This is a genomic window from Paraburkholderia sp. FT54 (assembly GCF_031585635.1).
GTDB lineage: Bacteria > Pseudomonadota > Gammaproteobacteria > Burkholderiales > Burkholderiaceae > Paraburkholderia.
The window spans coordinates 2,652,154-2,665,529 of the sequence record NZ_CP134195.1; the positions used below are offsets into that span (position 1 = coordinate 2,652,154).

The 13,376-nt window shown below is 63.5% G+C and carries 13 protein-coding genes and 1 pseudogene; 5 read left to right on the top strand and 9 right to left on the bottom strand.

The window, feature by feature from the left end; translation table 11 throughout:
* Positions 1-48: 48 nt before the first annotated feature.
* The 5 genes from RI103_RS12300 to RI103_RS12320 form a co-directional block, all read right to left on the bottom strand.
* Positions 49-699 carry a HutD family protein gene (locus RI103_RS12300; protein ID WP_310812281.1) on the bottom strand — a complete coding sequence of 217 codons (651 nt, stop codon included), beginning with the start codon at positions 697-699 and terminating at the stop codon, positions 49-51.
* A gap of 2 nt (positions 700-701) precedes the next feature.
* Positions 702-2,390 carry a urocanate hydratase gene (hutU, locus tag RI103_RS12305; protein ID WP_132375075.1) on the bottom strand — a complete coding sequence of 563 codons (1,689 nt, stop codon included), beginning with the start codon at positions 2,388-2,390 and terminating at the stop codon, positions 702-704.
* 63 nt (positions 2,391-2,453) lie between these two features.
* Positions 2,454-3,149, bottom strand: coding sequence for a histidine utilization repressor (gene hutC / locus RI103_RS12310; RefSeq protein ID WP_310812282.1), 696 nt, complete (start codon positions 3,147-3,149; stop codon positions 2,454-2,456).
* A 25-nt stretch (positions 3,150-3,174) separates the two neighbouring features.
* On the bottom strand, positions 3,175-4,698 hold the full coding sequence (gene hutH, locus RI103_RS12315; RefSeq protein WP_310812283.1) for a histidine ammonia-lyase: 1,524 nt from the start codon (positions 4,696-4,698) through the stop codon (positions 3,175-3,177).
* A gap of 372 nt (positions 4,699-5,070) precedes the next feature.
* Positions 5,071-5,967, bottom strand: coding sequence for a LysR family transcriptional regulator (locus RI103_RS12320; RefSeq protein WP_310812284.1), 897 nt, complete (start codon positions 5,965-5,967; stop codon positions 5,071-5,073).
* A gap of 106 nt (positions 5,968-6,073) precedes the next feature.
* On the opposite strand from RI103_RS12320, the gene RI103_RS12325 reads away from it, so the two are divergent.
* The 3 genes and pseudogenes from RI103_RS12325 to RI103_RS12335 all read left to right on the top strand — a co-directional run.
* Positions 6,074-6,979 (top strand): NAD-dependent epimerase/dehydratase family protein, encoded by a 906-nt coding sequence (locus RI103_RS12325; protein ID WP_310812285.1) that lies wholly within the window; start codon positions 6,074-6,076, stop codon positions 6,977-6,979.
* 109 nt (positions 6,980-7,088) lie between these two features.
* A complete protein-coding gene (locus RI103_RS12330; protein ID WP_310812286.1) occupies positions 7,089-7,271 on the top strand; it encodes a hypothetical protein in 183 nt (60 codons plus the stop codon).
* An 11-nt stretch (positions 7,272-7,282) separates the two neighbouring features.
* Positions 7,283-7,408, top strand: a pseudogene (locus RI103_RS12335) (helix-turn-helix transcriptional regulator); the annotation flags it as partial.
* 43 nt (positions 7,409-7,451) lie between these two features.
* Here the strand turns inward: RI103_RS12335 and RI103_RS12340 are convergent.
* The 4 genes from RI103_RS12340 to RI103_RS12355 all read right to left on the bottom strand — a co-directional run bounded on the left by RI103_RS12340 (position 7,452) and on the right by RI103_RS12355 (position 10,671).
* Positions 7,452-8,189 (bottom strand): thioredoxin family protein, encoded by a 738-nt coding sequence (locus RI103_RS12340; RefSeq protein ID WP_310812287.1) that lies wholly within the window; start codon positions 8,187-8,189, stop codon positions 7,452-7,454.
* A gap of 59 nt (positions 8,190-8,248) precedes the next feature.
* The gene (locus RI103_RS12345) at positions 8,249-8,587 is read right to left on the bottom strand and encodes an SRPBCC domain-containing protein (protein ID WP_310812288.1); all 339 of its coding nucleotides are present in this window, start codon (positions 8,585-8,587) and stop codon (positions 8,249-8,251) included.
* Positions 8,584-8,985: a metalloregulator ArsR/SmtB family transcription factor gene (locus RI103_RS12350; RefSeq protein ID WP_310812289.1), complete on the bottom strand. Its 402-nt coding sequence runs from the start codon at positions 8,983-8,985 to the stop codon at positions 8,584-8,586. Before RI103_RS12350 ends, RI103_RS12345 begins: the two co-directional genes overlap by 4 nt.
* 303 nt (positions 8,986-9,288) lie before the next feature.
* Positions 9,289-10,671, bottom strand: coding sequence for an NCS2 family permease (locus RI103_RS12355; protein ID WP_310812290.1), 1,383 nt, complete (start codon positions 10,669-10,671; stop codon positions 9,289-9,291).
* Between the two features lie 455 nt (positions 10,672-11,126).
* Between RI103_RS12355 and RI103_RS12360 the strand changes: the two genes are divergently transcribed.
* Both RI103_RS12360 and RI103_RS12365 read left to right on the top strand, forming a co-directional pair.
* Complete coding sequence (locus RI103_RS12360) at positions 11,127-12,104, top strand: PRC-barrel domain-containing protein (RefSeq protein WP_310815228.1); 978 nt, start codon at positions 11,127-11,129, stop codon at positions 12,102-12,104.
* Complete coding sequence (locus RI103_RS12365) at positions 12,101-13,354, top strand: MFS transporter (RefSeq protein ID WP_310812291.1); 1,254 nt, start codon at positions 12,101-12,103, stop codon at positions 13,352-13,354. Before RI103_RS12360 ends, RI103_RS12365 begins: the two co-directional genes overlap by 4 nt.
* Positions 13,355-13,376 lie beyond the last annotated feature (22 nt).

Sequence of the window (13,376 nt, forward strand, 5' to 3'; positions counted from 1 at the left end):
TTCGCGTGCGCGTGCCGTGATGCGGCTGGTCGCGCACGCGAATCGTCGTCATCGTTGCGCGTAGTGGATGCTGATGGCGAGCAAGGCGCCCTCGCCTTCGACTACGCATGGCAGTGCATTCGGTGTGTCGACGCGCAGCGTGTCGCCGATCACGAGCGGCAGCGGTTGCGCGTCGCCCGCTGTGACCGACACAGAACCTTCCGCGCAATACAGGAGGACCACGTCGGCGGCAAGCGAGCGTTGCGTTGCCGCACGCCACACCTCCACTTCACCCTGCGCGGCGTCACGACGCACCATCAGGTTGAAGTCGCGCGTCGCGCCGTCGACCAGACGTGCGTCGATCCGCGCCTCGCCGGTGAAATGGGCCATGTCGAGCGCTTGCGTCAAAGCATGTGTCTTCACGCCATGCGCGCCATTATCGCCGTCCGCTTCATCGAGCAACATACCCGCGCCGGACAACAACACGAGTGTGCGATCGATGCCAGCAAAGCGCGAGAACGGTCCAGCTTGCGCGACATCGGCCACGCTCACCCGCCACACGAAGGCATCGAGCCCCGCGCCTTCGGGAAACGCCGCCACTTCGCGCGTGACGCCGCCGCCGTTCTTCCACGGCGCCGCCACGAGCTCGGCGCCGCGAATCAGCGTGAGGGTTGCCCCGCTGCCGACTGGCGTGCTGTGAGGCGTGTTTTGAAGCGCCACGCTCAACGGCCCAGCATCGGCAGATTCAGACCTGCCTCGCGCGCCGTTTCCTGCGCGAGTTCATAGCCCGCATCCGCGTGACGCATCACGCCGGTCGCCGGATCGTTGAACAGTACGCGGCCGAGGCGCTCTTTCGCCGCATCCGTGCCGTCCGCGACGATCACCACGCCCGAGTGCTGGCTAAAGCCCATGCCGACACCGCCGCCGTGATGCAGCGATACCCACGATGCACCACCTGCCGTATTCAACAACGCGTTGAGCAGCGGCCAGTCGCTGACCGCGTCCGAGCCGTCCTTCATCGATTCGGTTTCGCGATTCGGGCTCGCCACCGAACCGGTGTCGAGGTGATCGCGGCCGATCACGATCGGCGCCTTCAACTCGCCGTTCCTGACCATTTCGTTGAACGCCTGGCCCAGACGATAGCGGTCCTTCACGCCGACCCAGCAGATCCGCGCCGGCAGGCCCTGGAATGCGATACGTTCGCGCGCCATGTCGAGCCAGTTGTGCAGATGCGGATCGTCCGGGATCAGTTCCTTGACCTTCGCATCGGTTTTGTAGATGTCTTCCGGATCGCCCGACAGCGCAACCCAGCGGAACGGGCCCTTGCCTTCGCAGAAGAGCGGCCGGATATACGCCGGCACGAAGCCCGGGAAATCGAACGCGTTTTCAACGCCCATTTCCAGTGCCATCTGACGGATGTTGTTGCCGTAGTCGAGCGTGGCCGCGCCGCGTTCCTGCAGCGTCAGCATGGCCTGCACCTGCTTGGCCATCGACTGCTTGGCCGGCAGCACGATGCTGTCCGGCACGGTTTTCTGACGCTCGCGCCAGTCTTCGACATTCCAGCCTTGCGGCAGGTAGCCGTGAATCGGATCGTGCGCGCTGGTCTGGTCGGTCACGCAATCCGGCGTGATGCCGCGCGTCACGCATTCAGCGAACACATCCGCTGCGTTGCCGAGCAGGCCGATCGACACCGGCTTGCCTGCCTTCTTCGCTTCTTCGAGCATGGCGAGGGCTTCGTCGAGCGTCGCCGCTTTCTTGTCGACGTAGCGCGTCTTCAGACGGAAGTCGATACGCGTCTCGTCGCATTCCACGGCGATCATCGAGAAGCCAGCCATGGTCGCCGCCAGCGGTTGCGCGCCGCCCATGCCGCCCAAGCCGCCCGTCAGAATCCAGCGGCCCGACGGATCGCCGTTGAAATGCTGGTTCGCCACCGAGAAAAACGTCTCGTAGGTGCCCTGCACGATGCCCTGGCTGCCGATGTAGATCCAGCTGCCCGCCGTCATCTGGCCGTACATCATCAGGCCCTTGCGATCGAGTTCGTGGAAATGTTCCCACGTCGCCCAATGCGGCACCAGATTCGAATTCGCCAGCAGCACGCGCGGCGCATCGGCATGCGTGCGGAACACGCCGACCGGCTTGCCCGATTGAATCAACAGCGTTTCGTTTTCTTCGAGATCCTTCAGCGACTTGAGAATCTGATCGAAGCAATCCCAGTTGCGCGCGGCCCGGCCGATACCGCCGTACACGACCAGCGCATGCGGATGCTCGGCGACTTCCGGATCCAGATTGTTCTGGATCATGCGATACGCGGCTTCCGCGATCCAGGTCTTGCAGGTCTTTTCCGCGCCGCGCGGTGCGCGGATCGTGCGGGTGGGATCGAGACGCGGGTCGATGTGCTTCGGGTTGTTCATGATGGCCCTCGGGAATGCTTGAAGATGGTCGAAAAAAATTCGGGTACGGCAAAAACAGAGACGTCAGAAATGTCCGGTGAAGCGATAACGGCTGCCGGGATGCCAGAGATTGGCGATCGAGGCGACCTGGCTTTGCGACCACGTGCGCCGGTGCAGCACGAGGCACGGCTCGAGTTCATCCATGGTCAGCAACTCGCGCGTATCGCCGTCAGCAGCCAAAGCTTCGATGCGGTACTCGACCCGCTGCAACGGCGCGACGCGCACGAGATACTGGTTCGGCGTGGTGTTCGTGAAGTCCTGCAGCGCGTACTCGGGCGCGACCGCCGGATTGACCCAGCGCTCTTCGAGTTGCACTGGCTCGTCGTTTTCGAAATGCAGCACACGCGAATGAAACACCGGACTGCCCGCGCTCACCAGCATTTCCTCGGCGAGCGCTTCGTCGGCGATACTCGCGCCGATGTGCAGCACGTTCGCCTGATAGCGATGACCGCGCGCGACGATTTCGTCGGAGATGCTGCGGATCGCCACCAGCGTCGATTCGTACTTGGGACGGGCCACGAAGGTGCCCGAGCCTTGCACACGCGTGAGCACCTGCTCCGAGGTCAGCTCGCGCAACGCGCGGTTGACCGTCATGCGCGCCACGTTGAATTCGCGCGCGAGCTCGTTTTCGGAGGGCACCTGGTCGCCTTCAGCCCATTCGCCCGCATGGATGCGCGCGAGGATGAAGTCCTTGATGCCCTGATAGGCCGGTGCGTTCATTGACTTGCTGTGCCTCGCTGGCTGCTTACTGTTCGGACGCGAAGGAGAGCGGGCTCAGTTTCGCGATCGCGCCGTCCTGCACGAGCTTGGTGACAGCGGCGATATCCGGCGCGAAGTAGTGATCGAGTTCGTAATGCGCGACGTCCTTTCGCACCGTGTCCATCACTTTCTGCAGGCTCGGGCTGGTCTTGTGCGGCGCGCGCAGATCGACGCCTTGCGCGGCGGCGAGCAGTTCGATCGACAGAATGTTCGCGGTGTTTTCAGCAATGTCGCCGAGCTTGCGCGCGGCGAAGGTCGCCATCGACACGTGATCTTCCTGGTTCGCGGACGTGGGCAGCGAATCGACCGAAGCCGGATGCGCGAGCGTCTTGTTTTCCGAGGCGAGCGCGGCGGCCGTGACGTGCGCGATCATGAAGCCCGAATTCACACCGCCGTCGCGTACGAGGAACGGCGGCAGGCCCGACAGCGTCGCATCGATCAGCAGCGCGATACGGCGTTCGGCCAGCGCGCCGATTTCGGCGGCGGCGAGCGCGAGGTTGTCCGCGGCAAACGCGACGGGCTCAGCGTGGAAGTTACCGCCCGACAGCACTTCGCCGGTGTCCGGGAAAATCAGCGGATTGTCGGAGACGGCGTTTGCCTCCAGCAGCAGCACGTTGGCGGCGTGGCGCATCTGGTCCAGACATGCGCCCATCACTTGCGGCTGGCAGCGCAGGCTGTACGGGTCCTGCACCTTGTCGCAATCGGCGTGCGAGACGTTGATGCCCGAGCCTTGCAACAGCGAGCGGTAGGCAGCGGCCGCGTCGATCTGGCCTTGATGGCCGCGCAGTTCGTGAATGCGCGCGTCGAACGGCTTGACCGAACCCATTGCCGCATCCACCGACAACGCGCCCGACACCAGCGCGGTGCGGTACAGGTCTTCGATGGCGAACATGTTGTAGAGCGCGAGCGCGGTCGAAGCCTGCGTGCCGTTCAGCAGCGCGAGGCCTTCCTTGGCCTGCAGCGTGAGCGGCTTGAGGCCGACGAGCGCGAGGCCTTCGGTGGCCGGCATGCGCTCGCCCTTGGCGAACACTTCGCCGACGCCGAGTAGCGTTGCCGACATATGCGCGAGCGGCGCAAGGTCGCCCGATGCGCCGACCGAACCCTTCACTGGGATGACCGGCAGCACGTCGGCGTTGTACAGCGTGATCAGCGCTTCCATCACTTCGCGGCGAATGCCCGAGTGACCACGGCCGAGGCTCGACAGCTTCAGTGCGATCAACAGACGCACGACCGGACGCGACATCGGCTCACCCACGCCTACTGCATGCGATAGCACCAGATTGCGTTGCAGCAGTTCGAGCTGGTCGCGCGGAATATGCGTGCTGGCGAGGCGCCCGAAGCCGGTGTTGATACCGTAGGCCGGCTCGCCTTTCGCGGCGATATCGGCGACGGCTTGCGCGCAGGCGTCGATCGCGGCGTGGCTGGCGGGATCGAGTTGCAATGCGACATGTTCGCGTGCGATCTGGCGCAGTTGCGGGAGAGTCAGGTAGCCGGGCTTCAGATTCATCATGGTTGTCGTCCTGTCTATACAATTTGAGAGAAGTCTAGCGGCGTCGGCTTGTATATACAACTCGTTTTTTGAGGTTTTGGCCTGGGGGTTTCCATTAGCGCGGGATGCAGGCTTGGCTTGGATCTTGCCATCACGGCGATTTGCGGCGGCCGTGCGCTGCGGCTCCTTTCCAGGCGAAGCGGATCTCAACTTGTATATACACGTTCAAAATGGCAGGCGCGAGGCGGACAAAAAGATTTCGCCCGCGAACCGGCGCGCTTCGCTGCCGATAAGAGCGTTATAGGAGAGGCGGCCCACGACGCAAAAAAAGCCCGCGTGCTTTGGCGAGCCGCAGGCTTCGTTTCAACCAGGTGAATGAATGGAACGGTGCTGCTAGAGCTGCACGCGCGCCGCGATGAAATCCAGGAAGCACTGCACGCGCCCCGCCAGCGACGCGCTCTGGTAATACACCGCGCTCACCCGCTGCCGCTCGTCTGCCAGCACGTTGCCGAGGATCGGCACGAGACGCTTCTCGCGCACATCGGCCGCGCTCATGAAGTTGGCAAGACACGCGATTCCCCAGCCCGACAGCGCCAGTTGCCGCAATGTCTCGCCGCTCGACGCGGTGATGGCCGGCTCGATCTTCAGCGACTCGGCCCCGCTCTTGCGTCCTTGCCGCAATGGCCAACGATTCAGATGCTCCGGCGCCGTGAAGCCGATCAGCCGATGCTCGCGCAACGCTTCCACCGATTTCGGCTCGCCATATTCGGCCAGATACGCCGGGCTCGCGAGCACGCTCAGCTTGCTGGTGCCGAGGGCGCGCGCATGCAAAGTCGAATCCTGCAACTCGCCGATCCGGATCGCGATGTCCACCTTCTGCTCCAGCAGATCCACGATCCGCTCGTTGCTGGTCAGCTCCAGCCTGATCTCCGGATACTGCGCCGAGAAAGCCGTCATATGCGGCGCCACGCAATGCAGCATGAAGGGCGACGCGGCATCGACACGCAGGCGCCCCGAAGGCCGCTCGCGTCCGCGCGTGACGGACTCCTCGGCCTCTTCCATCGCGTCCAGAATCGCCCGCGCGCGTTGCAGGAAAGTCTCGCCCTCTTCGGTCAGCTGCAGACGGCGCGTCGTGCGCCGCACCAGCGCGGTATCGAGTTTCTTTTCGAGGCGCGTGAGCGCGCGGCTCACGCCGGAGACGGTTTGGCCCAACTTCTCCGCAGCCGCGGTGATCGAGCCGCTGTCGATCACCGTGACGAACACCAGCAACTCGTCCGTGGAAGTTTTCATTGTTGATTTCAAATCAAGTTTGATTTGAGACTAACACGCTTTTTGCGAGAATCAACACGGCGGATACTGCGTGCATGTCATCGTGTTTCTCATCAAGGAGAACGTCTTGAAGATTTTCATCACAGGTGCAAGCGGTTTTATCGGCGGCTCGATTGCGGCGCATCTCGCGCGCGCCGGCCACACTGTCCGCGGTCTGATCCGCAACGCTGAACATGGCGCCGAACTGAAGCGGCTCGGTATTGAACCCGTGATCGGCACACTCGACGACCGCGCGTTGCTGATCGCCGAAGCACAAGCCGCCGACGCCGTCATCAACGCCGCGAGCAGCGATCATGCAGGCGCGGTGAAGGCGCTGATCGACGGGCTCGCCGGCTCCGGCAAAACGTTTCTGCATACGAGCGGTTCGAGCATCGTCGGCGATGCGTCGGGCGGCGAAGCGGGTCAGGCGCGCATCTATCACGAAGACGCGCTGCCCGAGCCGACCGCCGACAAGGCCGCGCGCGTCGCGATCGATCAGTTCGTGCTCGATGCCGCGCAGCGGAACATCCGCTCGGCCGTGTTGTGCAACACGCTGATCTATGGCCATGGCGCAGTGCCGGGCAGCGCGAGCGTGCAACTGCCGCGCCTCGTGCGTCAGGCGCAGAAAAGCGGCGTGGTGCGCCATGTGGGCAGCGGCGGCAACATCTGGTCGAACGTGTTCATCGACGATGTCGCCGAACTGTATCGCCTCGCGTTGGATAAGACGCCGGCGGGCACCTTCTACTTCGTCGAAAGCGGCGAAGCGTCGTTCCGCGACATGAGCGCCGCGATCGCGCGCGCGATGAAGCTCGGCGAGCCGCAGGACTGGCCGCTCGAAGACGCGCAAAAGGAATGGGGCTACGAAATGGCTTCGTATGGCCTCGGCTCGAATAGCCGCGTGCGCGGCGAGCGCGCCCGCAAGCTCCTTGGATGGCAACCGGAGCGCGCTTCAGTGATCGACTGGATCGAGCACGACATGATGTCCAGGGCGTAATTTGTGTAAGCGTCGTCGTTGCGAATCCGTAAGCTCGACTCGATAGAATCGCGCTCACCCGATCGTGCGGTTCGACAATCCGAGCCGCACACGAGCCCGGATTTAATCGATGACTTTGGCGCTGAATTTCGATTGGCTAACTAATCTGCTGGCGATTCTCTTCGTCGTGGCGTGTCTCTACGATGCACGCTACGACGAATACGGCACGTTGACGCTGTCGGCGGCCGCGATGGGACTCGTCGTGATGGCGATCGAACTGTTCCTCAGGCCCTCCTTTGATATGTCGCTCTGAAGATAAGCGCGGAAAAACCGACGATCTCGTTCGAGACCGTGCGCGCGCACAAGAAGCACATCTATACGAAGCCGAACGTCAACTCGCAATCGGAACTGTTCGCGCTGTTCCATGAAGCGGGACGCCAGCGTGCATGAGGTCCCGCTTCATGACGCGAACCCGAGTTAGCGCCACGGTCCGTCAAGAACCACACGCGGCGCAGCCGCCTTGCGGCTTCTCTTCATAGCGGTCGTGATGCCTGACCCAGTCGGTCAGACTGCCTTCTTCATTGCGGCCCTTCGGCGTGACGTCGAGATGCGCGTAGGTGTTGATGAAGCGTTCATCGCCACGTCCATAGCAGGAATACGTGTGATACACGTCGCCCCTTTCGTCCTTGTAGAACACGCTGTGCCCGTGTTGCTCGTCGATGCCGACGTCCTGCTCGGTGAAGTTGTAGAACGCCTTCTTGCCCGCCAGCTGTTCGGGCGTGAACGACACGTGATAGTCGAAATTGAAATCACTGCCGCTCGATGATACCCACGGGAAGGTCCAGCCCATGCGTTTCTTGAAGCCCTCGATCTTCGCGAGCGGCGCATGCGACACCGTCACGTACGAGACATCGTGATGCTCGAGATGCGTGACGATGCCGGTCATGTGATCCGACAGGAACGAGCAGCCGACGCAGCCCTCTTCCCAATCCGCGCCCAACATGAAGTGATAGACGATCAACTGGCTGCGTCCGTCGAACAGATCGGCGAGTGTCTTGCGGCCGTGCGGCGTATCGAAGGTGTAAGTCTTGTCGACCTTGACCCAAGGCAGCGCGCGACGTTTGCGCGCGAGTTCGTCGCCGGCGCGCATGTGCGCTTTTTCTTCCGCTAGTAATGACCTGCTGGCCGCCAACCATTCGTCTCGCGAGCCAATACGATGTTGCGGTTCCATATCCGTCTCCTTTCCCTGCGTCATGCAGACCAGATCGGCGTACTCGAATTCAAACCAGCTCAAGCCACGTAGCGTTCCAGCGAATCGATTCCATCGGTCCAGCCGCGGCGATGATCCTCACATTGCGCGTCGTCGGCGAGACGTTCGTGCGTGAGGGTGAGCCACGTGCCGTCGCCGTCCGGTTCCAGCAGCAGCGTGACCTGCGATTCATGCTCCGGGCTGTAGCGCCACACCCACGTGAAGACTAGCTTGCGCTCGGGCACCACCTCCAGATAGCGGCCGTTGACCTCGACCTCGTTGCCGTCCGGCTTGCGATACACGATCGCGTAACGTCCGTCGACGCGCACATCCAGTTCCGCGCGCACCACGTCCGCACCGCCCGGATGCATCCATGTCATGAACTGCGCCGGCTCCGTCCAGGCGCGGAAGACTTTGGCGGGCGCGGCGTTGAGACGCCGCTGGAGGGTGAGGCTGGGCTGGGTGGACATGGGGCTTGTTCCTCTTCGACGAAAGCGGCAAGACGATCGAGTGATTCGGACCAGAAGCGCTGATAGCGGCCAAGCCATTCCATGGCTTCTTCCATCGGCCCGGCGGACAGGTGGCACGCCACCGTGCGGCCGGTTTTGCTGCGCGTGATCAGACCCGCCTCGGTCAACACGTCGAGGTGTTTCATCACCGCGGGCAAGGACATCGCGAACGGTTCGGCGAGTTCGCTGACCGACAGATCACTCGCCGACAGACGCGCGAGCAACGCACGCCGGGTCGGATCGGACAGCGCGGCGAAGGTGCGGTCCAATAGCGCTTCGTTAAACTTAACCATGAGGTTAAGTGTAGAAACGGGTCACTGAAAGTCAAGGACAGGTACGCGTTTTCGTAAAATACGCGGAAATGAAAGCGGGGGGCGCGGCCAAAAAGATACGCGGCGCGCCGCAGATGAAGCCCGCAACGCGCCGCGTCAAAGGTGGAGAACAACCGACTACAGGCTCGAGCGAAGCGGCCGGCATCGCACCACTGCGCTCTCGCTTTCCAGCACAGACTCAACGGATTGATACTTCAACCCGGCGAGGCCCAGGCAACGCCCGAGCCCATGACGTGACGATCAGATTGCCCAGCCGCCGAGATAGAAACCGACCAGCACGATAGCGATGGCCACCGTGCCCACGTTCAGCTTGCGATATTCGCCGCTGACCACGCGTCCAATCACCAGTGTCGCGAAGCCGAGCATGATGCCCGTCACGATGTTGGCGGTCAGCACGATGAACACCGCACACATCAGGCCCGACATCGAGTCGACCATGTCGTCCATATGCAGCTTGCTGACGTTCGAGAGCATCAGCAGACCCACGTACATCAGCGCGGGCGCCGTCGCATACGAAGGCACGAGGCCGGCGAGCGGCGAGAAGAACATCACCACGAGGAACAGCAGACCGACCACGGCGGCCGCCATGCCGGTCTTCGCGCCCGCCGCCACGCCGACCGTCGATTCGATATACGCAGCAGCCGGTGCGCCACCGAGCAGGCCCGAGAAAATCGAGCTCAGCGAATCGGCCGTCAGCGCGCGGCCACCGTTGATGATGCGGCCGTTTTCATCGAGTTGCCCCGCCTGTCCCGCGACGGCGCGAATCGTGCCGGTGGCGTCGAACACCGCAGTCATCACGAGTGCCAGCACGCTAGGCAGAACTGCCATCGACAACGCGCCCTTGAGGTCCATTGCGCCGATCAGCGAAGCGTGACCCGGCGCGCTGAGCGACGGCACCGCGAACACGCCATGAAACGACACGGCCGGATCGATGAAGAGCGCGATCGCTGAGATCGCCACGATCACGATCAGGATCGAGCCCGGCACGCGGCGGCGCACCAGACCGAAGATGGCCGCGAGTCCCGCCACCGACATCAGCACCGGCAAAGCCGTGATATTGCCGAGCGAAACCGGCAGACCCGCGCCCGGATTCTTCACGACGAGGCCCACGTCGTTGGCGGCGATCAGCAGCAGGAAAAGGCCGATGCCGATGCCTGTGCCGTGCGCGATGCCCGTCGGCAGATTGCGCAGAATCCACGAACGCACGCCCGTCACCGAGATCGCGGTGAACACCACGCCCATCAGAAACACCGCGCCGAGCGCGACGTTCGGATGCAGCCCTTTGCCGAGCACGAGGCCGAACGCGGTGAACGCCGTCAGCGAAATCGCGCAGCCAATTGCGATCGGCAGGCGCGCCCACACGCCCATCAGCAGCGAGCCGAATGCCGTGGTCAGACACACGGCGACGAACACCGCGCTGGTGTCGAAGCCCGCTTTGCCGAACATGCCCGGCACGACGAACACGGAATAAACCATCGCAAGGAAGGTCGTGATGCCCGCGACGATTTCCTGACGCTGCGAACTGCCGCGTGATGAGATTTCAAAGTAGCGGTCGAGAAAGCCCTTTCCGTCGAATGATTCGGCGCCGACTTCAGAAATCGGTTGGGCGTGGGGTTCCATCATGATGAGTGCCTCCTTTATCAGCGTGCTGAAGCGGCCGCCGGTGCGGTCGCCATCAGGGTCGTCTCGTTGCGTTGGTTTAGTGTGGGATGGGGCTTTTTGCTGTCTCGAAATGTAGGGCAACACAAATATGTCTCCCATCGCATGGATGGCATGCCTGACATGTCGCGATGCTTATATCCTTTAAGGGACGCCAAAGTAGCTTCACCGCCCGCGCGTTTACACCTACGGTTTGTCATGAAGATGTGAAGGGGTTTTGAGGGTTTTCACGCGTGAAAACGGAGTTCGACGAGCCCGGTAAATCGGCGAAGCGCGGCATGAACCGTGCTTGGGGCAACCTGTCAGATTGCCTGCGAAAGCGGGCCCGCCCGACGTCGCGGGTTACACTCTGGCCCGTACCTGTCACAACTGCGGCGGCCCACTGCGCCCGTCCGCACCGGCCCATGGAGTCCTTCTTGATGAGCGGCGGTTTCTCGCGTCCTGCCTGGCGTCTCTTGATTCTTGCTGTGTTCGCGCTGTTCACGCTGTCCGGTTGCAGCCTGCTGTGGGGCCCGCAGCAGGCGCCGATCGTCGACGCCACGGTGATGCCTGTCGAACCGGCCAGCGCGCCGGTGGCCGCTTCCGCGCCTGAACCGGTCGAGACCGAAGCGGCCGAACCCGAGCAGCCTCGCAAGCCGAGGAAGCCAGTGGTCAAGCCGCACAAGGTCGAGCCTCCGCCGCCCGTCGTCGTCGCTCCGCCGCCACCTCCGCCGCCTCCACCGCTGATCGTGCTGCGCACTATCGAGCGCAACGAAGCGCGTGCGCTGCTCGATAGCGAAGTGCAGAAGCCCGACGGCAAAGTGGTCGGACGCGCGGTCGATGTGATCGCCGACGCCGGCGGCAGACCGCGTGAGATGGTCGTGAACCTGCAAGGCTTCCTGGGCGTAGGCGACCGCAAGGTGAACTTCCCGTGGAGCGCGTTCCGCTTCACGCCGACCGCGAAGGCCGCCCCCATCACGCTCAATGCCGCCGCGGTTCCGGCGAACGCGGCCAAAGCCGCCGCGGTTGCCGTGCAACTGTCGCTGATCGACGCCACGGTCGAGCGCTCGAACGGGGCCAAGGTCGGCCGCGTGATCGACGTGCTGATCGACGCCAACGCGCAGCCGCAAGCAGTCGTGCTCGATGTCAACGGCATGGTCAGCACCGAACGGCGCACGATCGCCGCCAACTGGTCGGCGCTGCGCTTCGTCACGAAAGACAAGGAGTTGCATCCGCTGATCGATCTGAGCGATGCGCAGATCAACGCGACACCTCCTTATGCAAGCGACAAACCGATTCGGGCGGTGTCGCCGGCACCGCCGCCCGCGCCTGCTCCTGCTTCCACGCCCGCCGCTGTTGCGGCGCCTGCCGCCGCGGCCACATCCACCGCGGTTTCCAACGCACGGGCGGCCCGATGACAGGCCGCACTCTGGTCACGGCGCGCAGCTTGCGCGCGCTCGATTGGCTGAATTTTTTCGTCGCCAATGTTCAAACGGGTTTTGGACCGTTCATCGCGTCCTATCTCGCGTCGCATAAATGGACCCAGGGCGAGATCGGCATGGCGCTCTCGGTGGGCACCATCAGCGCGATGGTGAGCCAGGTCCCCGGCGGCGCCGCCGTCGATGCCTTGCGCAACAAGAAAGGCGCGGCTGCGTGGGCGATCGTCGCGATCATCCTGAGCGCGGTGCTGCTAGCCGCCAGTCCGACGGTGCTGCCGGTGATCGCCGCCGAGGTGTTTCACGGCTTCGCGAGTTGCATGCTGACGCCGGCGCTTGCGGCGATCTCGTTCGCGCTGGTGGGGCGAGCGAATCTCGGCGACCGGCTGGGTCGCAATGCGCGTTGGGCGTCGATCGGCAGCGCGGTTGCGGCCGGCCTGATGGGCGTGTTCGGCGAGTATTATTCGCCGCGCGCGGTGTTCTGGCTGACCGCCGCGCTCGCGGTGCCCGCGCTCTTTGCGCTGACGATGATCCAGCGCACCGATACCGTCGAGCTGCCCAAAGCCGGGCCGACGCCGCAGCAGATCGAGCGGCGCGAGAGTCTGCGCGAGTTGCTGCGCGACAAGCGGATGTTGTTGTTCGCGGCGTGCATCGTGCTGTTCCATTTGTCGAACGCGGCAATGCTCAATCTCGCCGCCGGTGAGGTGACGGCCGGCATGGGCGACAACGTGCAGCTCGTGATCGCGGCGTGCATCATCGTGCCGCAGGCGATCGTGGCGATGATGTCGCCGTGGGTCGGACGCTCGGCCGAGCGATGGGGGCGTCGGCCGATTCTGCTGCTCGGGTTTTCAGCGCTGCCGATACGGGCATTGTTGTTTGCTGGGATCAGCAGCCCTTATTTGCTCGTGCCGGTGCAGATGCTCGACGGGTTGAGTGCCGCGGTGTTCGGGGTGATGCTGCCGTTGATTGCCGCCGATGTGGCGGGCGGTAAGGGGCGGTATAACCTTTGTATTGGATTGTTTGGGTTGGCGGCCGGGATTGGGGCTACGTTGAGTACTACCGCTGCCGGGTTTGTCGCCGATCGTTTCGGCAATGCTGTGAGCTTTTTTGGGTTGGCGGCGGCGGGGGCGTTGGCTGTTTTGCTCGTGTGGGCGGCGATGCCGGAAACTCGCGATGCGGCTGCTGAAGATGAGGCGCCGGTGGCGGATGGGGGGAAGTCGGCGGTGCGGTGAATGGGCAGGGGGTTTCATCCAA

Excerpts from the sequence above, each read along its gene's own strand:
- RI103_RS12340 (WP_310812287.1), bottom strand. The coding sequence starts at position 8,189 with ATGGAACCGCAACATCGTATTGGCTCGCGAGACGAATGGTTGGCGGCC.
- RI103_RS12360 (WP_310815228.1), top strand. The coding sequence starts at position 11,127 with ATGAGCGGCGGTTTCTCGCGTCCTGCCTGGCGTCTCTTGATTCTTGCT.
- RI103_RS12355 (WP_310812290.1), bottom strand. The coding sequence starts at position 10,671 with ATGATGGAACCCCACGCCCAACCGATTTCTGAAGTCGGCGCCGAATCA.
- hutU (WP_132375075.1), bottom strand. The coding sequence starts at position 2,390 with ATGAACAACCCGAAGCACATCGACCCGCGTCTCGATCCCACCCGCACG.
- RI103_RS12345 (WP_310812288.1), bottom strand. The coding sequence starts at position 8,587 with ATGACATGGATGCATCCGGGCGGTGCGGACGTGGTGCGCGCGGAACTG.
- hutH (WP_310812283.1), bottom strand. The coding sequence starts at position 4,698 with ATGATGAATCTGAAGCCCGGCTACCTGACTCTCCCGCAACTGCGCCAG.
- RI103_RS12330 (WP_310812286.1), top strand. The coding sequence starts at position 7,089 with ATGACTTTGGCGCTGAATTTCGATTGGCTAACTAATCTGCTGGCGATT.
- RI103_RS12320 (WP_310812284.1), bottom strand. The coding sequence starts at position 5,967 with ATGAAAACTTCCACGGACGAGTTGCTGGTGTTCGTCACGGTGATCGAC.
- hutC (WP_310812282.1), bottom strand. The coding sequence starts at position 3,149 with ATGAACGCACCGGCCTATCAGGGCATCAAGGACTTCATCCTCGCGCGC.
- RI103_RS12365 (WP_310812291.1), top strand. The coding sequence starts at position 12,101 with ATGACAGGCCGCACTCTGGTCACGGCGCGCAGCTTGCGCGCGCTCGAT.